This is a genomic window from Chromobacterium sp., assembly GCF_041912965.1.
GTDB lineage: Bacteria > Pseudomonadota > Gammaproteobacteria > Burkholderiales > Chromobacteriaceae > Chromobacterium > Chromobacterium aquaticum.
Genome location: NZ_JAYSGF010000047.1, coordinates 17,504 through 36,411, shown reverse-complemented (window position 1 = coordinate 36,411; position 18,908 = coordinate 17,504). Strand labels below are relative to the sequence as shown.

15 protein-coding genes, 1 tRNA gene and 1 pseudogene are annotated in these 18,908 nt (G+C 63.6%); 13 read left to right on the top strand and 4 right to left on the bottom strand.

Going from position 1 to position 18,908, the window contains the following annotated elements:
• The 6 genes and pseudogenes from ACE3QM_RS19830 to ACE3QM_RS19805 all read left to right on the top strand — a co-directional run.
• Nucleotides 1–216 (top strand): annotated as a pseudogene (locus tag ACE3QM_RS19830) (polyphosphate:AMP phosphotransferase); the annotation flags it as partial.
• Nucleotides 191–922: a substrate-binding periplasmic protein gene (locus ACE3QM_RS19825; RefSeq protein WP_374424283.1), complete on the top strand. Its 732-nt coding sequence runs from the start codon at nucleotides 191–193 to the stop codon at nucleotides 920–922. The pseudogene ACE3QM_RS19830 and the gene ACE3QM_RS19825, both read left to right, overlap by 26 nt.
• A gap of 54 nt (nucleotides 923–976) precedes the next feature.
• Nucleotides 977–2,677: an exodeoxyribonuclease V subunit alpha gene (recD, locus tag ACE3QM_RS19820; protein WP_374424281.1), complete on the top strand. Its 1,701-nt coding sequence runs from the start codon at nucleotides 977–979 to the stop codon at nucleotides 2,675–2,677.
• A gap of 166 nt (nucleotides 2,678–2,843) precedes the next feature.
• Nucleotides 2,844–3,731, top strand: a complete 888-nt coding sequence (locus ACE3QM_RS19815) for a DUF4743 domain-containing protein (protein ID WP_374424279.1) — start codon at nucleotides 2,844–2,846, stop codon at nucleotides 3,729–3,731.
• Between the two features lie 399 nt (nucleotides 3,732–4,130).
• The gene (locus tag ACE3QM_RS19810; protein WP_048409471.1) at nucleotides 4,131–4,322 is read left to right on the top strand and encodes a hypothetical protein; all 192 of its coding nucleotides are present in this window, start codon (nucleotides 4,131–4,133) and stop codon (nucleotides 4,320–4,322) included.
• A gap of 192 nt (nucleotides 4,323–4,514) precedes the next feature.
• Complete coding sequence (locus tag ACE3QM_RS19805; protein ID WP_374424276.1) at nucleotides 4,515–6,377, top strand: ABC transporter ATP-binding protein; 1,863 nt, start codon at nucleotides 4,515–4,517, stop codon at nucleotides 6,375–6,377.
• 163 nt (nucleotides 6,378–6,540) lie between these two features.
• On the opposite strand, the gene ACE3QM_RS19800 is transcribed toward ACE3QM_RS19805, so the two are convergent.
• A tRNA-Arg gene (locus tag ACE3QM_RS19800) sits at nucleotides 6,541–6,617 on the bottom strand.
• 255 nt (nucleotides 6,618–6,872) lie between these two features.
• On the opposite strand from ACE3QM_RS19800, the gene ACE3QM_RS19795 reads away from it, so the two are divergent.
• Nucleotides 6,873–7,499 (top strand): cytochrome c5 family protein, encoded by a 627-nt coding sequence (locus tag ACE3QM_RS19795; protein WP_374424274.1) that lies wholly within the window; start codon nucleotides 6,873–6,875, stop codon nucleotides 7,497–7,499.
• A 349-nt stretch (nucleotides 7,500–7,848) separates the two neighbouring features.
• On the opposite strand, the gene ACE3QM_RS19790 is transcribed toward ACE3QM_RS19795, so the two are convergent.
• Nucleotides 7,849–9,864: a UvrD-helicase domain-containing protein gene (locus ACE3QM_RS19790; RefSeq protein WP_048409474.1), complete on the bottom strand. Its 2,016-nt coding sequence runs from the start codon at nucleotides 9,862–9,864 to the stop codon at nucleotides 7,849–7,851.
• Nucleotides 9,865–10,134: 270 nt separating this feature from the next.
• Here ACE3QM_RS19790 and ACE3QM_RS19785 point away from each other — a divergent pair, with 270 nt between their 5' ends.
• The 4 genes from ACE3QM_RS19785 to ACE3QM_RS19770 all read left to right on the top strand — a co-directional run bounded on the left by ACE3QM_RS19785 (nucleotide 10,135) and on the right by ACE3QM_RS19770 (nucleotide 14,736).
• Complete coding sequence (locus ACE3QM_RS19785; protein WP_374424272.1) at nucleotides 10,135–10,956, top strand: symmetrical bis(5'-nucleosyl)-tetraphosphatase; 822 nt, start codon at nucleotides 10,135–10,137, stop codon at nucleotides 10,954–10,956.
• 109 nt (nucleotides 10,957–11,065) lie between these two features.
• Complete coding sequence (locus ACE3QM_RS19780) at nucleotides 11,066–12,466, top strand: MBOAT family protein (RefSeq protein ID WP_048409476.1); 1,401 nt, start codon at nucleotides 11,066–11,068, stop codon at nucleotides 12,464–12,466.
• 72 nt (nucleotides 12,467–12,538) lie between these two features.
• The gene (locus ACE3QM_RS19775) at nucleotides 12,539–13,585 is read left to right on the top strand and encodes a DUF459 domain-containing protein (protein ID WP_374424270.1); all 1,047 of its coding nucleotides are present in this window, start codon (nucleotides 12,539–12,541) and stop codon (nucleotides 13,583–13,585) included.
• Nucleotides 13,582–14,736, top strand: a complete 1,155-nt coding sequence (locus tag ACE3QM_RS19770; protein ID WP_053074345.1) for an SGNH/GDSL hydrolase family protein — start codon at nucleotides 13,582–13,584, stop codon at nucleotides 14,734–14,736. Before ACE3QM_RS19775 ends, ACE3QM_RS19770 begins: the two co-directional genes overlap by 4 nt.
• A 73-nt stretch (nucleotides 14,737–14,809) precedes the next feature.
• Here ACE3QM_RS19770 and ACE3QM_RS19765 read toward each other — a convergent pair whose 3' ends face one another.
• Both ACE3QM_RS19765 and mutM read right to left on the bottom strand, forming a co-directional pair.
• Nucleotides 14,810–15,625 carry a 1-acyl-sn-glycerol-3-phosphate acyltransferase gene (locus tag ACE3QM_RS19765; RefSeq protein WP_048409478.1) on the bottom strand — a complete coding sequence of 272 codons (816 nt, stop codon included), beginning with the start codon at nucleotides 15,623–15,625 and terminating at the stop codon, nucleotides 14,810–14,812.
• Nucleotides 15,626–15,666: 41 nt separating this feature from the next.
• A complete protein-coding gene (gene mutM, locus ACE3QM_RS19760) occupies nucleotides 15,667–16,482 on the bottom strand; it encodes a bifunctional DNA-formamidopyrimidine glycosylase/DNA-(apurinic or apyrimidinic site) lyase (protein WP_374424267.1) in 816 nt (271 codons plus the stop codon).
• A 79-nt stretch (nucleotides 16,483–16,561) separates the two neighbouring features.
• On the opposite strand from mutM, the gene ACE3QM_RS19755 reads away from it, so the two are divergent.
• Both ACE3QM_RS19755 and lolB read left to right on the top strand, forming a co-directional pair.
• Entirely contained in the window at nucleotides 16,562–18,319 is a 1,758-nt protein-coding gene (locus ACE3QM_RS19755) for a tetratricopeptide repeat protein (RefSeq protein WP_374424265.1), read from the top strand.
• Nucleotides 18,316–18,855 carry a lipoprotein insertase outer membrane protein LolB gene (gene lolB / locus ACE3QM_RS19750; protein ID WP_374424263.1) on the top strand — a complete coding sequence of 180 codons (540 nt, stop codon included), beginning with the start codon at nucleotides 18,316–18,318 and terminating at the stop codon, nucleotides 18,853–18,855. Before ACE3QM_RS19755 ends, lolB begins: the two co-directional genes overlap by 4 nt.
• Nucleotides 18,856–18,908: the final 53 nt, after the last annotated feature.

Here is an 18,908-nt window from a genome sequence, read left to right as displayed (position 1 = left end):
CGCGAGGAAACCGGCTTCAAGCGTTTCAAGATCACCGAGGAGGACTGGCGCAACCGCGACAAATGGGATGCCTACAAGCTGGCGGTCAGCGATATGGTGGACCGTACCAGCACCAGCAAGGTGCCCTGGACGCTGGTGGAAGCCAACAATAAATACTATGCCCGCATCAAGATCCTCAAAACCATTTGCGATGCGCTGGAAGCCAGGCTGGGCTGAGGTTGCGGCCGGGCTGCTCGCGTTGCTGCTGGCGGCTCCAGCCCCGGCGGCCGGGCTGACCCTGCGCGCCGGCGTGGCCAACGACAGCTTCGGTCCCTTGTTCAGCGCTCAGGACGGCGTGCTGGCCGGCCAATACCGCGCGGCGCTGGAGCAGATAGGCCGGCTCAGCGGCATCCGCTTCGAGCTGGAATATTACCCGTCCTCGCGCTTGCAGCAATTGTTCGAGGTGGCCAAGGTGGATGTGGAAGTGGGCGTCAATCCATCCTGGCGCGCGTTGTCGCCGGTGGCCGGCTTCTACACCAAGCCCATAGACGTTCAGGCGCTGCGGTTGTGCTTCGCCGCCGGCAAGCGCCGCAAGGGCGCGCTGCCGGCCGGCCTCAGCGGTTTGAGCGTGGGCGTGCTGCAAGGGCGTGTCTACCCGGCGCTGGAACCGGGCTTTGCCAGCGGCCAGCTCAAGCGGATGGAGGCCGCCAGCGAGTACGACTTGCTGGGCGGCCTGCGCCAGGGCCGCATGCAGGCCATTGTCTTGAGCCAGCGTCAGCTGGACACCTTGCTGAGCCACTCGCCGGAGGCGCCGCCCTGCGTGCCGGGGGAAAGCGTCGGCAGCGTGCCGGTGATGCTGCGGCTGCACCCGCAATACCGCCAGCTATTGCCGCAATTGGACAAGGCGATTCAGCAGCTGCAAGATAGCGGCAAATTGCGCTGAGGCGTCCCATTCCCGCTCCGCGCCGCGGAGCGCAAAGCATTCGGATCCCAATCGATGTCTGTCCAGCAAGCCCTGCTGCCCGCCGAACTGGCGCGCCTGTTCTCCCGTCTCGATCCCGATGTCGACGATGCCGCGCTGGCGCTGATCCATGAACTGGCCAGCGCCAATCAGGCCGGCCATGTCTGCCTGCCGCTGGCGCAGCGGCCGGAACGCAAGGCGCTGCGGGCCAGCGCCTTGGTTGGCCCGCCCGGCGCTTACGCGCCGCTGATCCTGGATGAGGCCGGCCGTTTGTACTTCGCCCGCCATTGGTTCGACGAGGCGCGGCTGGCCGCGCGGCTGAGCGTCCTGGCGGAGCCGGGCCCCGCGCCGGACGCGGAGAGTCTGCGTCGGATGCTGGACGCGTTGTTCGGCGCGGCTGGGGACGCCACGGCGCCGGACCGGCAGAAGCTGGCCGCTGCCTTGGCCGCGCGCCAACGGCTGATGGTGATTTCCGGCGGCCCGGGTACCGGCAAGACCACCACCGTGGTCAAGTTGCTGGCCTTGCTCGCCGGCCTGTCGCCGCGGCCGCTGGTGATGGCGATGGCCGCGCCCACCGGCAAGGCGGCGGCGCGGCTGGCGGAATCGGTGCGCGGCGCACGCGAGCGCTTGGCCGTCGATGAGGCGGCGCTGCGCCAGCTGCCGCAACAGGCGCAGACCCTGCACCGCCTGCTGGGCCTACGTCCGGGCGCCGCCGCGCCGCGTCATCATCCGGGCAACCCATTGCCGTTGGATGTGCTGGTGGTGGACGAGGCATCGATGATAGATCTGTCGCTGATGGCACGCACGGTGGAGGCGCTGCCGTCGCAGGCGCGTCTGATCCTGCTCGGCGATCGCGATCAACTGGCCTCGGTGGACGCCGGCGCGGTGCTGGGCGATCTATGCGCGGACATCCATTACCGGCCGGAAACGCTGGACTGGCTGCGCGCGAGCTGCGGGGAAACCCTGGCGGCCACGCCGGGCGCCGGCGGCAAGCTCACCGACTGCGTGGCGCTGCTGACGCATAGCCACCGCTTTGGCGCGGCTTCCGGCATCGGCGAGCTGGCGCGGCGGGTCAACGCCGGCGACGGCCCGGCCAGCTGGGCGGCGCTGCAGGACGCGGCCTGGCCGGACGTGGCGGCGACGCCGGCGCTGGATGCCGCCGAAGTGCTGGCGCGCTGGCAGCCTTATTGGCGGGCGGTGCGCGCCGGCGCGCCGTTGGCCGAGCGGCAGCGCGCCTTCGCCGGCTTCATGCTGCTGGCGGCGGAGCGGCGGCAGGTGGACGCGTTCAACCGCCGCATCGAGCAGCAATTGGAAGCGGACGGCGACAAGCCGGCCGGCCGCGACTGGTATCCGGGGCGGCCGGTGATGATCAGCGAGAACGATTACGGCCTGGGCCTGTTCAACGGCGACATCGGTTTCGCGGTGCAGCGCGAGGCTGGGCTGCGCGTGGCTTTTCCCGGAGACGACGGCGGCTGGCGCGAGTTCGCGCCCGGTCGCCTGCCGCAGCATGACACCGTGTACGCGATGACGGTGCACAAGAGCCAGGGTTCGGAGTTCGGCGAGGTTTGTCTGCAATTGCCGGACACGGCGGGACCGGTGCTGAACCGTGCACTGGTGTATACCGCGATCACCCGCGCGCGCGACCGTTTCATTGTCGCCGGCGCGCAGGCGGTGTGGGAGCAGGCCGCGGCCGCCGCGCCGCCGCGCCACTCCGGCCTGGCGGACAAATTGAAATGACATTGCGATTAAATTGTCGGCGCGGCGTGTGGCCGCATCGACAATTCCGCAACAGCCTGCCGCAAAATAATCTGTTTATTTGCCGGCTGTTACGCCAGATATAGTCAAAGCGGAAGAAGCATCCTAAGATGCAGCCTTCCCGAAACACATCGCAGCGGAGTTGGCAATGCAAGTGGATGCGGTTCTGGCTTATCTCGACAAGATTACCCGTTTCGATCGTCAGCAGTTCACGCCTTTGTATATCGGCAAAGAGCGCCTGGGCTGGGTCAACGCGGTGTGGAAAGAGCGCTTGCTGAGCAGCGAATCGCAGCTGTTCGAAGAGCAGTACCAGAAACTGCATTGCCGTCTCGACGGCAGCTACCGCAGCATCAGCCACGCCTTGGCGCAGGCGGCGCGCCGCTGGCAACAGGCCGGTTGGCTCAATGGCTGGCGCAATGAAAACTTCACCGCTTTCCGCCACGACGGCTCCCCGTTCTTCGAACTGGAGCGCGCCGCCTTCCGCCCGTTGGGCCTGACCAGCCGCGCGGTGCATCTGAACGGGCTGACCCGGCTGCCGTCCGGAGAAGTGCGGATGTGGGTGGGACGCCGCAGCCCGCACAAGGCGGTGGATCCCAACCGCATGGATAACCTGGTCGGCGGCGGCGTGGCCGCCGGCGAGAGCATAGAGCTGGCGCTGGAGCGCGAAGGCTGGGAAGAGGCCGGCGTGCGCCACGAGCAGGTGCGCGATCTGCCGCAAGCCAGCCTGCTGCTGGCCGAGCGCCCGGTGCAGCGCGGCCTGCATCGCGAGTGGATTTATGCTTTCGATCTGTGGCTGGAGCAGGGTGAGACACCCTGTAATCAGGACGGCGAGGTGGCCGAGCACATCCTGATGCCTTTCGCCGAAGTGGAGCAACTGCTGCTGGAAGAGCGCTTCATGATAGACGCGGCGCTGGTGGCGACCGATTGCCTGGTGCGCCATGGCTATTGGGGCGAGCGCACCGCGCCGATAGACGCGGCGCTGGCGCGCATTCGCCATGCGCAGCGCAGCGATGTGCACGCCTTGACCTCCTGCTGATTCCCTTGCCGCGCCGGGATGCCATTCACAGTGCCTGGCGCGGTTCTCCCGCCATTGATCTATCCGTTTATATTACAACTGCGTGAATTAATTCAGGAATCTTTGCCTGATAGTGCTTGTAATGGGTAGAATCATTCTCAAGAGCGGCAAAAGCCGTCAATAAATGCCAAGGGCTATTGGCCCGCGCTGTTTCTCCTGCCTGTCACCACATGCCGATCTCCGTTCTCGTCTTCGCGCGACGACAACGCTTGGGTATGACCATTGAAATGACAATGTGCTTATTTTGGCAGAATTAACGAAACGGCGGCATCGGGAGATTTCTCACTTGCCAGCGGCGCAGCGACGGCGCGGCATGCGGCAGCCGGCTGGCTGCGCACGATCTTGGGGGGCGTAAGGGGGATGTATCGTTTGAAACTGATCTCGGAGCAGTTCGGCGTCGACGACAGCGGGCCGCTGCATCCCAGCCAGGAGCAGGCGCGGCGCGCGGCGCTGGTGATGTGGAATGTTTATCGCGGCCAGCTGCGCATCGAGATTCACCGCGTGGTGGACCTGCGCAGCCGCAAGACCGAAAAGCTGGAGGAATTATGCTGACTGTCGCGTTTTAGCCAATGTAGTTGGCGGCAATTGTCTTGCGTTCGTGTTTGTTGGCTGAATATGACAAATGCGGGCGCAGGGTGAGAGAAGTTTCCATTGCGCGATTTTCAGCGCTTGGCTATTGTCCAGGTTCCTATTAAACCCAAAGCAGGCGCAGCCGGATCGGCGGCCTCTGCACTGGAGCGATCTTTGTTCAATTGGTTCGAAAAACGGGTAAATCCGTATCCCGACACGCCTCCGGCCCAACCTCCCTCGGGCTTTTTTCCATTTCTCTGGTTTTGCACCCGCGGCTTGCGCGGCCTGATTGCGGCCGTCATTCTGCTGACCGCCGGCATAGGCGCTTTCGAAGCCCTGCTGTTTTCCATGCTGGGCTCGGTGGTGGACTGGCTGGGCGCGGTCAAGCCCGCGCTGCTGTGGGACACGCAAAGCCATAATCTGTTGCTGCTGGCGGGCATCTTGCTGGCCAGCCCCTTGCTGATCGCCTTGCAGGCCCTGATCAAATACCAGGGTATTTCCGCCAACTTCCCGATGTTGTTGCGCTGGAACTTCCATCGCCATCTGCTGCGGCAGAGCATGAATTTCTATCAGGACGAGTTCGCCGGCCGGGTTTCGGCCAAGGTGATGCAGACCGCGATCGCGGTGCGCGAGACGGTGATGATAGTCGCCGACATCCTGGTGTTCGTGGTGATCTACTTCGTCACCATGATCGCCGTGGTCGGCAGCTTCGACAGCCGTTTGCTATGGCCATTCCTGGCCTGGCTGGCGCTGTACGTGGCCACGCTGTATTTCTTCGTGCCCAGGCTAGGCCTGGCCGCCACCGCCCAGGCCGACGCGCGCAGCCTGATGACCGGCCGCATCACCGATGCTTACACCAATATCGCCACGGTGAAATTGTTCTCGCATGCGCAGCGCGAGGCCGGCTTTGCCCGCGGCGCGATGCAGGAGTTCCTGGCCACCGCCTATCGCCAGATGCGCTTGATCAGCGGTTTCGAAATCATCAACCACAGCCTGAGCATGTTGCTGATCGCCAGTACCGCCGGCGTCACGCTGTGGCTGTGGAGCATGGGCGAAGTCGGTGTCGGCGCGGTGGCGGCGGCCACGGCGATGGCGCTGCGCCTGAATGGCATTTCGCACTGGATCATGTGGGAAATGGCCTCCTTGTTCGAGCAGGTCGGCACGGTGCAGGACGGCATCGCCACGCTGGCGCGGCCGGTGCTGGTCAATGACAGCGCAGATGCCAAGCCGCTGGCGGTCAAGCAGGGTGAGATTCGTTTCGAGCAGGTGGACTTCAGCTATGGCGGCAGCAAGAGCGTGATCGAACAGCTGTCGCTGACGATACGCCCGGGTGAGAAGATAGGTCTGGTCGGCCGTTCCGGCGCCGGCAAGTCCACCATCGTCAATCTGCTGCTGCGTTTCTACGACCTGGATGGCGGTCGTATCTTGATCGATGGCCAGGATATCGCGCGGGTGACACAGGACAGCTTGCGCGCCCAGGTGGGCATGGTGACGCAGGATACCTCCTTGCTGCACCGCTCGGTGCGCGACAACCTGCTGTACGGCAGGCCAGACGCCGACGACACCGCGATGGAGGCGGCCGCGCGCCGCGCCGAGGCGCATGATTTCATCCTGACCCTGACCGATCCCAAGGGACGGAGCAGCTATGACGCCCATGTCGGCGAACGCGGGGTCAAGCTGTCCGGTGGCCAGCGCCAGCGCATCGCGATCGCGCGGGTCATGTTGAAGGACGCCCCCATTCTGCTGCTGGACGAAGCCACCAGCGCGCTGGATTCGGAAGTGGAAGCTGCGATCCAGCGCAGCTTGTACCGCTTGATGGAAGGCAAGACCGTGGTGGCGATCGCCCACCGGCTGTCCACCATCGCGGCGATGGATCGCTTGATCGTGCTGGACAAGGGGCGAGTGGTGGAAGAAGGCGACCATCGCAGCCTGTTGGCCAAGGACGGTTTGTATGCGCGACTATGGGCGCATCAGAGCGGGGGCTTCCTCGGCGAAGAAGACGACGACGAAGCCGAGCCGGTGGCCAGCATCGCCTGACTCCGGCCGCGGGCGGAATGAACCGGGCGGGGCGCGCAAGCGTCCCGCTTTTTTCATTTTCCGCCCTAAGGACGCGGCATTGGGCTGCGGCAAGCGTTTTAGTGAAAACAACGGTGGCGATAGCGGGGAAAACGAGGAAATATCAAGACAGGCGGAGGGGATGTGGCGCACCCGACAGGGATCGAACCTGTGACCTTCAGCTTCGGAAACTGACACTCTATCCAACTGAGCTACGGGTGCGCTGCGACTTGCTTTGAGGCAGGGCCGCATCATAGCGCAACTTCCTTACCCGAGTCCAGTGTATGGTTTTGCCTTGCCTTCAGGCTTACCGTATAATTATCCTATTTTAAATGTCATTAATTCCAGGCGAGGCTCGTAATGAGTAATGAGAACGGAATGGCTCCCGGCCAGGTCATCAAAGTGCTGGTTGGCGTCGTTGTCTTTCTTGTAGTGGCAATCTGGCTTTTGGCCAAGCTGGCTACCAGCGGTTACAACGTGGATGCCGAAGTAATGACCAAGGAGGCCATCGCCTCTCGCCTGAAACCGGTTGGCGAAGCCAAGGCCAGCGATGCGCCTCCGGGCATGCGCACGGGCGAACAGGTTTACAAGGGCATCTGCATCTCCTGTCACGGCACCGGCCTCGCCGGCTCGCCTAAGTTCGGCGACACCGCGTCCTGGGGCTCGCGCATCGCCAAGGGCTGGGATACCTTGACTCAGCATGCCTTGCAGGGCTTCAACGCGATGCCGGCCAAGGGCGGCGCGACCGATTTGAGCGATGACGAAGTGAAGCGCGCGGTGGCCTATATGGGCAACTCCGCGGGCGGTAAGTTCACCGAACCGCCGGTGGGCGGCGCTGGCGGCGCGGCCGCGGCGGCCGATCCGGCGGTGGTGGGCAAGAAAATCTACGACAGCGTGTGCATGGCCTGCCACGCGGCCGGCATCGCCGGCGCGCCCAAGTTCGGCGACAAGGCGGCTTGGGCTCTGCGCCTGAAGCCCGGCTTGGACGAAGTGGTCAAGATCGGCATCAAGGGTCTGAACGCGATGCCGGCCAAGGGCGGTTATACCGGCAGCGACGCCGAGTTCCGCGCGGCGGTGGAATACATGGTGAATAATTCCAAATAAGCGGCGGTCCCTCGGAACAAAAAACGCCTTGCTTCAGCGCAAGGCGTTTTTTATCGCTGAAAAATGGCGATTTATATGTTTTTCCGGAAAATTAGGCCTAATGTTGACGACAATGTCCTATGTCAACAAAACCGCGCTGTAACAAGGGACAGGTGCCCTGCTCAGGCGCTTGGGGCATGATGAGCCATCTGTTTAGGTCGTGAAGCGTCAGGCGCTTCGCGGCTTGGTGTGGGGATTCAGTGGGTTTCCACTTTCGCTTCACCCAGAGATGTTCCTCATTCTTCATATGGCGCCACTGGCGCCATTTTCTTTTCCCGCGCTCGGGCATGTCGCCCACGATAGCCGTGCTTCAGGAGTCCGCCGGTTTTTCCTTGTTGGCCAGCATTGCGCTGAGGCTGGCCAGCCGCGATTTGCCCTCGGTCTTGCTGACGATGGGCTCGGCGCCGGGTTTGCCGAAGTGGCGCATATCGTCGCCGTTGATTTCGCTGATGAAGCGTGAAGGCTCGACGAACTGCCACTCGCCGGCGCGCTTGCGCTTGACGCAGTAAGTCAGCGTCAGCATGCGCTGGGCGCGGGTGATGCCGACATACATCAGCCGGCGCTCTTCCTCCACCATGCCGTTATCGACGGATTCGCTGTGCGGCAGTATGCCTTCCTCGGTGCCAACCAGGAACACATATGGGTATTCCAGACCCTTGGACGCGTGCAGCGTGGACATCTTCACCGCGTCGACCTCGCCTTCCTCGCGTCCTTCCAGCATGGTGATCAGCGCGATGGTCTGGGTCAGCTCCACCAGGTTCTTGCCGCTGTCCTCGCCCTTGCGGCTGAGCCAGCCCACCATTTCCAGGATGTTCTTCCATTTGGTTTCGGCGATGCGCGGGCTGTCCTCGCTATCGTAAAGCCAGGCTTCGTAGCCTATGGCTTGCATCATCTCCATCGCCAGCGGGCCGCCGTCCTCGCGGGTGGCGCGGTATTGCAGATTGGCGATGAAGTCGCAGAACTGCTCCAGCGGTTCGAGCTGGGCTTTTTGCACCTGCAGGCGGAAGCCTTCCTCATGGGCGCTGGCGAACAGGCTCTTGCCGCGCTCGCCAGCCCAGGCGCCCAGCCGTTCCAGCGTGGCGGTGCCGACGCCGCGCTTGGGCGTGGTCAGCGCGCGAATGAAGGCCGGATCATCGTCGGGATTGGCGATCAAGCGCATATAGGCCAGCATGTCCTTGATTTCCGGCTTGTCGAAAAAGCTCTGGCCGCCGGCCATCTGATAGGGGATGCGCTGATTGCGCAAGGCTTGCTCGAAGATGCGCGCCTGGTAGTTGCCGCGATAGAGGATGGCGTAGTCCTTGAACTCGGTGCGGTATTCGAATTTGTGCGCCAGCAGCCTTTGCACCACGGTTTCCGCCTCGTGCTCCTCATCCTTGCACTGGATCACATGGATGGGCTCTCCCAGGCCCAGCTCGCTCCACAGCTGCTTTTCGAACAGTTTGGGGTTATTCGAGATCACCGAGTTGGCGGCGCGCAGGATGCGCGCGGTGGAGCGGTAGTTCTGCTCCAGCTTGATGATCTTGAGCTTGGGGAAGTCGCTTTGCAGCAGCCGCAGGTTTTCCATATTGGCGCCGCGCCAAGCGTAGATGGACTGGTCGTCGTCGCCCACCGCGGTGAACATGCCGCGCAGGCCGGTCAGCAGCTTGACCAATTGGTACTGGCAGGTATTGGTGTCCTGGTATTCGTCTATCAGCAGGTAGCGCAGCTTGTGCTGCCATTTCTGCAGCACTTCTTCATTGCGTTGGAACAACTGCACCGGCAGGCGGATCAGGTCGTCGAAGTCCATCGCCTGATAGGCGCTCAAGGTGTCCTGATAGGCCAGATAAGTGGTGGCGCAGATGCTCTCCCACTCTCCCTGGGCTTCCAGCAGCATCTGGTCCGGCGTTTTGAGGTCGTTTTTCCACAGCGAGATCTGGCTTTGCACCTTGCGCACTTCGTCCTTGGAAGTGGTTTTCAGGATGTCGGAAATGATCTTGCCGGCGTCGAAGGCGTCCAGGATGGAAAACTGCGACTTATAGCCCAGATGCGGCGCTTCCTGGCGCAGCATCTGCATGCCCAGCGAGTGGAAAGTGGATACGGTGATGCCGCGGATCTCCGCCGGCGTCATCAGCTTGCCCACCCGTTCCAGCATTTCTCGCGCGGCCTTGTTGGTGAAGGTGATGGCGGCGATATTGCGCGCGCTGATGCCGCCTTCGCGGATCAGGTGCGAAATCTTGTAGGTGATGACTCGGGTTTTGCCGGAACCGGCGCCGGCCAGCACCAGCAAGGGGCCGTCAAGATATTGGATCGCCGCGCGCTGCGGCGGATTGAGCAAGGGTGCGGACATGGCGGTATGGGGAAGGGGCCCGGCGGGGCGCAGTAAATCGGTAACTCAGCCAGTGCATTGTAGCATGGGGTATCATGGCGCTATCCGCGGATGACATCTCAGAGCCTGTTCAAAGTCTGGCGAGCAAGAGCGAGGCAAGGCGAAAACGGTTGAAGAAGCGGAATGTACAGGTGGTACTTGGCATTTCGAAGGTGTTTTCAACGCCGCGTCGCCGAAGCGCAGCAGATTTTGGACAGGTTCTCGGATCGATCCGCCACTCATGAGGTGCATATGGCCATCTACGCTATCGGCGACATTCAAGGCTGCTTCCAGCCATTTCAGCAGTTGTTGCGGCAAATCGAGTTCAACCCCGGCAAGGACACCTTGTGGCTGACCGGCGACCTGGTCAACCGTGGACCGCAGTCGCTGGAAGTGCTGCGCTGGGTGTTCCAGCATCAGGATCACGTCGAAATCGTACTGGGCAATCACGATCTGCACCTGCTGGCGGTGGCGGAGGGCTTCGGCAAGCTGCACCGCAGCGATACCTTGCTGGATATACTCAATGCCGCCGACGGCAAGGTCTTGCTGGACTGGCTGCGCTGCCAACCGATGATGATAGCCGGCCAAGGCTACGCGATGGTGCACGCCGGCCTGCTGCCGGAGTGGAGCATTGATCGGGCGCTGGACTTGGCGGAAGAAGTGGAGGCCGGCCTGTCCGGGCCCAAGCATCGTGAATTCCTGTCGCGGCTGTATGGCAACCGGCCGACGCGCTGGAGCGAGGAGTTGCGTGGCGCCGATCGTCTGCGCGTGATTGTCAACGCGATGACTAGGATGCGTTTCCTGAACCGCGATGGCGAAATCGACCTGAACTACAAGGGCGAACTGGACAATGCGCCGGCCGGCCTGACGCCCTGGTTCGAGGCGCCGGGGCGCTGGCAGGGCGAGATGCCCATCATCTGCGGCCATTGGTCGGCCTTGGGCGTTCGCATTTCCGAAGACGTGGTGGCGATAGATTCCGGCTGTCTGTGGGGCGGCAGCCTGACCGCGATGCGGCTGGGCGATCAGGCCTTGTTTTCCTTGCCTTGCCCGGCTTTTCGCGAAATCACCGCCTGAACGGCGCGTGACGCGCCGCGGCGGCAAATAAAATATCGTCAAGCCATAGTCAGCCCGCCCTCATCACTGTCATAATCCGGGCTCTTGCCAGAGCCGTTTTTTTATTTGTATGAGTTATCTTTCCATTGAGTTCGCGCTGGCATTCCTGGCCTTTTTCGCCCTGTATTGGCTGTGCCGCAAGCGCACGGATTGGCAGAACGGTTTGTTGTTGCTTGCCAGTTACGCCTTTTACGCCAAGCTGGACTGGCGCTTCGCGCTGATTCTCGCCATCTACACTGTATTGCTGACCGTGGTGTCGGCGCGCATGCTGGATTCCATTCGCCCCAAACGCTGGCTGCGCGTGGGCCTGCTGATGGCGGTGGGCAATCTGGCGGTGTTCAAATACTTCGACTTCTTCCGCGAAAGCGCGCAAGCGGGCTTGCACGCGCTGGGCATCGCCGCGGTACTGCCGGCGGTGGATTTCCTGATGCCGGTGGGCATCTCTTTCTATACCTTCCAGTCGGTCAGCTATCTGGTGTCCCTGTACCGTGGCGAAGTCCGTTTCGCCCGGGTCCGGGAGCTGGGCTTGTTCCTGGCCTTCTTTCCCACCTTGCTGGCCGGGCCGATCTGCCGCGCCAGCGGCCTGCTGGAGCAGCTGCGCAGCGGCGCGCGCCGCCACATCCTGCATTTGGACCGCGCGTTGGGCTTGGTCGTGCTGGCCTTGGCCAAGAAGCTGTGGCTGGCCGGCTGGCTGGCCAGCGCCTGGGTGGACCCGGTGTTCAGCGCGCCGGAAACTTATCACCCACTTGAGGTCTGGGCCGCGTTCTATGCCTACGCCTTCCAGATCTATCTGGATTTTTCCGGCTATACCGATCTGGTTACCGCGCTGGCGCTGCTATTGGGCATCCAGTTGCCGCGCAATTTCGACGCGCCCTACCTAGCGCATAATCTGCGCGATTTCTGGCGGCGCTGGCATATGTCGCTGTCCAGCTGGATTCGCGATTACATCTACATTCCGCTGGGCGGCAACCGGCTGGGCTTCGCCCGTGCCCAGCTCAATTTGCTGGCCGCGATGCTGCTGTCCGGCCTGTGGCACGGCGCCAGCCTGAAGTATCTGGTGTGGGGCGGCATGCACGGCCTGGGCGTGGTGGGCTTGAACCTGGGCGACCGGCTGCTGGGCAAGGAAGCGCTGACGCGGCGCTGGGCCTGGCTGGCGCGGCTGCTGACCTTTCATTATGTGTGCCTGGCCTGGGTGTTTTTCCGCGCGGCCTCGCTGGAGGATGGCTGGAGCTTCCTGGAAGCCATGGCCGGCACCGGCCAGGAACTGACGTTGAACGCGCCCGGCTTCCTGGCGCTGACCGCCGCCGCCTTTATCGGCCTGCCTTATCTGAGCGCAGCGCGGGAGCACGGCATCGCCCAACTGGCCCGTCTGCCGTGGTGGGGCAAGCCCAGTTTGTTGGCCGGCTGCGCCTTGCTGATCATCGTGGTGTCGCCGCCGGGGATTCCGGGTTTCATTTATTACCAGTTTTAAGCGCGCGCGGCGGAATCGCCGCGCAATTTCACCGTCTTATCGTCAGTCTTACCGCATTGAGGCCTGCGTCACATGATCGCCCGTTCCGCCATTCGCCAAGCCCTGGCCATACTCGGCAGCAGTATGCTGTTGCTGTGCTGGATTGAGCAATCGTCCATCAACGCCTACTGGCGGCAGACTTTTCACCGCCCCAGCCAACTGGAAGTCTTGTCCGATCTGAGTGTCTGGCGCGTCGGTGCGGATCTGGGGCGCGCTTTCCGCGATCACAGCCGTGGACTGCTCGCGCGGCTGGACCGCTGGGACGACGATATGATCGCCTACTTCAACGCCTGCTGCCTGCGCCCGGCGCCGCCGCCCGTGCTGGCGCCGCAAGCGCAGGCCGGCAGCAAGGCTCCGTCCACGGCAAGCGAACCGGTCTTGCCGGCCGGGGTCAAAACCCAGCCGCCAGCGGTGTCCGCTCCGCCGCAGGCCGCGGCCAAGGACAGCCGATTATGGCTGCGGCCGGGGCAGAAAGTGTTGCTGGCCGGAGATTCCATGATGCAGGGCGTGGCGCCACATTTGCTGCGGCCGCTGTTCAAGCTGCACCAGATCAAGGCGCTGGACGTCAGCAAGCAGAGCACCGGCCTGACTTATCCGGACTTTTTCAATTGGCCGGACACGATAGAGCGACAATTGGCGGCCAATCCTGACATCGGTCTGGTGGTGGTCTTCTTGGGCGCCAACGATACTTGGGACATGGTGGGCGGCAGCCGTTACATCCGTTTCGCCTCCGAGGAGTGGGAGCAGCGTTATCGCGAGCGCATCCGCGCCATCCTGGCCTCGGCCAAGGCGCATAAGACGCAATTGTTGTGGTTGGGCGCGCCGAATATGGGCAAGGACAAGCTCAATCGCGGCGTGCATTACATAAACGGCATCTTCCGCGAGGAAGTGGAGAGCGCAGGTCAGCGTTATTTGTCCACGCGCGAGGCCTTGGGCAGCGAGGACGATGCTTTCGTCAAGTTCATGACCTTGCCCGAGCTGGGCGAGGTGGCGGTCAGAACCGCCGATGGCATCCATTTCACCCGTCAGGGCCAGGTCTTGCTGGCACGGCGGGTATTGGCAGAATTGAGGTTTGAATGAAGTTGAGACTCAGCGTCGCCTTGGCTGGCCTGTTGGTGTCTGCGGCGGTTTGGGCCGCCCCGGTGCAGGATTTCGGCGAGGTCAATCTGGCGCGGCTGGCGTCGCGACTGAAGGGGATTTCCACAGCGGTTCAGCCGGTGCGCATTACCCAGCTGGGGGATTCGCATACCGCCGCCGATTACCTGACCGGCACGCTGCGCGAGCGTTTCCAGGCCAAGTTCGGCGATGCCGGCGCCGGCTGGACGCCGCCGATGGCGGTGCCGGGTCAACGCCATGCGCTGGTGATAGAGCGCAGCGAGGGCTGGACGTTGATCAACAGCCGCAAGGACGGCGATCCGGACTTCCCACTAGGTGGCTATATCGCCCAGGCGCAGCGGCCGGGCGCCACCATCAGCGTGTTGCCGCGCAATCCGCTGGACGGTTTGTGGCGAGTGCGCTTCCGCGTCCGCGCGGCGCAAGACGGCGCCGGCGCGCTGGAAGTGGACGACGGCCACGGCAGCCGCAAGCTGAACCCGCCGGAGGCGGGCAAGGGCTGGCAGACGGTGGAGCAGAAGCTGTACTTCCCCTTCGTGGTGCGCGCCGGCGCGTTGCCGGCGGCGGAACTGGGCGGCATTGAGCTGGAGCGGCTGGCGCCCGGCGTGGTGCTGGACAGCATAGGCAGCAACGGCGCGCAGCTGTCGATCTGGCAACGCTGGGGCAAGAACTGGAGCGCGCAGCTGGCGGAACGCAATAGCGATCTGGTGATCCTGGCTTACGGCGTCAATGAGGCGTTCGACGATCGCCTCGACCTGATCGAGTATCAGCTCAATCTGCAGGCGGCGATCAACACCATACGCCGTGATCTGCCGCAGGCGGCCATTCTGATGCTGGGCGCGCAGGACGCGGCGCGTAAGCGCGGCGCGGTCAGCAAGGAGTGTTCGCCGGGACGCCCGCTGCAATTGGCGGCGGTCAAGCGCATTCAGCAGAAAGTCGCGCGCGACAGCCATATGCTGTACTGGGATTGGGAGCAGGCGATGGGCGGGCCCTGCAGCATGAAACGCTGGCAGGCGCAGCAGCTGGCGCGGCCGGACCTGGTGCATTTCTCGCAGCAAGGCTATGCCAAGCTGGCCGATGATTTATTCGATAATCTGATGACGCGGCTGAGCCTGTGAGCGTGGCGGCGATGGATGAAGAAAAGCCCCCGGAACGGGGGCTTTTGCATTGGGGAAGCTTCGTCGCAGGTGCTCAGTGTTGCTGAGCCGGTTCCTGAGCCGCTTCCGCGGCCGGAGGCGGGCTTAGCCGCAGCGCGCGCGCCACTTCCTGCTGTGCTTGCTGCGCCAGCGCGAAGCGGGTATCCAGCCCGTGTTCCCAAGCCTTCAGCGGCTGGCCGTAGCTGACCTCGACTTCCATAGCCGGCATCGCCAGCACCTTGCGCACGCTTTGCAGAAAGGTCAGGTCACCGATGAAGGCCGGTTCCAGCGTCTGTTCGCCGTCTGCGCCGTAATAGCGCAGGCCCACCGGCTGAACGGTGCCGCGCGACAACAGCGCGGCTTCGAACAAGGAAGCCTTGAACGGCAGCAGATCGAGACCGTCCGAGGTGGTGGACTCTGGAAACACCGCCATGCAGGCGCCGTTTTCCATCGCGTGGGCCAGCGCCTTGTAAACGCGGCTGGCGTCCTTGCGCTTGCTGCGGTCGATGAACAAGGTGCCGCCCAGATGCGCCAGCCAGCCCAGCACCGGCCAGGAGCGGAGTTCGCGCTTGGCGACGAAGCGGGACACCGTGCAGCTATTGAGCACGAAGATGTCCAGCCAGGAGATGTGGTTGGCCACCAGCAGGGTATTGGGCGGGTAGAAGCCGGGGTTGACGCCGTTGATCCGCACGCTGATGCCCAGGATCTTCAGCGCGTGAGCGGCCCAGCGCCGGGTGACGACGGCGCGTTCGGCGTGGGCCAGCCGGGAATAGCGCGTAACCAGGATGAAAACGCCGACGGCCAGATGGCCGAACAGGCGCGCGACGCGCCCGATCCGGGTGAGCAGGGAGGTGGTGGCGATTGACTTCAAGATACGTTGAGGCTCGGTGCGCTAAGGTTGAGGCCGTAACTCTAGCATGGCTGGCATAGTGGGCAATAGTAGGAGCTGCGCTGGCCCTGGCGTAAATGCCGGATCGGCGTGCCGCATTGCCGGCATGGTTCATCCTGGCGGCCGTAAACCATATAGGTTTGCTGGAAGTAGCCGGGTTTGCCGTCGCTATGCACGAAATCACGCAGCGTGCTGCCGCCGGCCTCGATAGCGCGGGTCAGCACTGTGCGGATTTCTTCGGCCAGCCGGCGGTATTCGCCGTCGCGCACCGCGTTGGCGGCGCGGGCGGGATGGATGCCGGCGTGAAACAGCGCCTCGTTGGCGTAGATATTGCCGACGCCCACCACCACATGATTGTCCATCAGCATCAGCTTGACCGCGCTGCCGCGGCGTTGAGCTGCCCGGATCAGGGTGTCGCCGTCAAAACCGTCGGACAGCGGTTCCGGCCCCAGTGCCTGCAGCAAGGGGTGGTGCTCGATGGCGCCGACATGCCACAGCACCGCGCCGAAACGGCGCGGATCGCGGTAACGCAGCACATTGGGCCCCAGCAGCAGATCGATGTGATCATGTTTTTCCGGCGGGGTGTCGGCCGGCAGGAAACGCAGGCTGCCGGACATGCCCAGATGGATGATCAGGGTGCCGGCATCGGTGCCCAGCAGCAGGTATTTGGCGCGGCGATCGACCGAACGTATCGTCAGGCCGCGCAGGGTGGCGTGCAGTTCTGGCGGTACCGGCCAGCGCAGGCCGGCGTGGCGGACCACGGCGCCGCCAAGCTCGGCGTTCAACAAATGGGGCAGAATCCCGCGGCGGGTGGTTTCGACTTCTGGCAGTTCTGGCATGGGTAGAATGGGCGCGAAGATAAAAACAGGTCATGCTATTCTACGCATTCAACAGGTTTATAAGCAGGTCTCTGACTCCATGCGAATGCAACGGCTGAAAAAAACACTTCCCTTGTTGATGGTCTTGCTGCTGTCGGCGTGCGCCAATTTCAAGCATCCCGGCGCGGCGCGCTCCGTCGATACCGGCAAGCCGGCGGGCGACGAGGCCGCCGCCGCGGCTAAAGAGGACGATGCCCTGCTGCCCAAGGCGGAGCTGACGCCCGAAATCCTCTATGGCGTGGTGGCCGGAGAAATCGCCGCCCAGCGCGGTTCGGTGGGCGCTTCCGCGGTGACCTATCTGGAACTGGCGCGTCAGACGCGCGACCCGCGGCTGGCGCAGCGCGCGGCCGAGTTCTCCATGTTCGCCGGTTTGCTGAAGGAAACCTCGGAAGCGCTGACTTTGTGGATGGAGCTGGCGCCGGACTCGGTGCCCGCGCGCGAGCAGCTGTTCATCACCCTGCTGCGCGCCGGCAAGCTGGCGGAAAGCAAGCCGCTGATCGAAGCGCTGCTGCAGAAAGAACCGGAACGGGCTCCCGCCATCTTCGTGCAACTGGCACGGTTGACGTCGCGTCAGAGCGACAAACAGGCGGCCTATGAGCTGGTCCAGCAGTTCGCCGGCCGCTATCCGGACCTGGCCGAGGCGCGCTTCGCGCTACTGGCCGTGGCCGCCGAGGCCGGCGATCAGGCCACGATGAACCGCGAGTTCGATCGCCTCGCGCAGATCGCGCCGGCCTGGGATTTGCCGGTGGCGTGGCAGGTGGACCGCCTGCGGCGCGAGCAGCCGGACCAGGCCATCGAGTTCCTGCGGCGCGAACTGGCGCGGCGGCCCAACGCCGGTCTGGAACTGAAGCTGGCCTATCCGCGGCTGCTGGTGGGCGCCAAGCGCTTCGGCGAGGCGCGGCAGGCTTTCGACCAACTGCTGCCGGCCTATCCGGACAATCCAGACCTGCTTTACGCCTCCGGCCTGATGGCCTACCAGATGCGCGATCTGCCCGCCGCGGACAAGTATTTGCGCCAGGCGCTGGCCACCGGCCATCCCGAGGCCAATTTCATCCGCTATACCCTGGGACAGATCGCGGAGGAGCGCCAGGACGCCGCCGCCAAGGGCTGGTATGAGATGGTGGGCGCTGGTCCGCAATTCCTGCCGGCTCAAGGCCGGCTGGCGGTGATGGAGGCAGGCGACGGCAAGCTGGAGCTGGCCCTGGCGCGGCTGGCGCCCTTGGGCGGCAATGATCAGGAAAAAATCACCCTGGCCTTGCTGCAATCACAGCTGGCGCGCGAGGCCAAGCAATACGGCAAGGCCTACGAATTATTGAGCAAGGCGCTGCAGCGCATGCCCAAGGCACCGGAGCTGTTGTATGAGCGGGCGCTGGTGTCCGACAACCTGGGCAATATCGGCAATGCCGAGCGCGACCTCAAGCTGGTGTTGAAGGAAAAGCCGGGCGACGCCCAAGCCTTGAATGCGCTGGGTTATACGCTGACCAACCGCACCGGCCGCCATCAGGAGGCGCTTGGCTATATAGAAAAAGCGCTGAAGAGCGAGCCGGACAATCCCATCATCCTAGACAGCCTGGGTTGGGCGCAATACAAGCTGGGCCGGCTCGAGGCCGCGCTGAAAACGCTGCAGAAGGCCTACGCGCTCTTGCCCGACCCCGAGCTGGCCGCGCATCTCGGTGAGGTGTTATGGAAGCTGGGCAAGAAAGACGAGGCGCAGGCGATATGGGACAAGGCGCTGGCGGAAAACCCGGAGCATGATGTGCTGCGCGAAACCATGCGCCGGCTCGGAGCGCGGCGATGAGGTGGCAAGGCCTGGTTTTGCTCCTGTCGTTGCTGGCGACGGGGTGCGCGACGCGCGAAGCGGTGTTCATGCCCTCGGTGACCCGCTCCGCTGATCAGCCGTTCACGGTGAGCGGACGGCTATCGGTGAACCTGGACGGCAAGGGGCATGTCGCCAACTTTGATTGGCAGCATCAGCCGGAGCGAGACCAGTTGGCGATCAATTCACCGTTGGGCAATACCGTGGCCGAAGTGGTGCGCGACGCCGATGGCGTCACCTTGCGTTCCGACGGCAAGGCCTGGCAGGCGCCCGATGTGGAAAGCCTGACCGAGAAAACCCTGGGTTGGCCGCTGCCCTTGGCTGGTCTGGCCTGGTGGGTGCGCGGCATGCCGGTGCCGGGCGAGGCCAGCGAGGTCCGCCCCGATGGCGAATTGTTGCAGCAAGGCTGGCGCATCCGCTTTGTGCGTGACGCCGAGTCCGGCGAACGCTATCCCAAGCGCGTGGATCTGGTCCGCGACGGTCTGACCGTCCGGGTGGTGACCCGCGATTGGCGTTGATGTACTAACTGCTGGCCATGCTGTTCTTGTGATTTCTATCTTGGTGTCGTGTC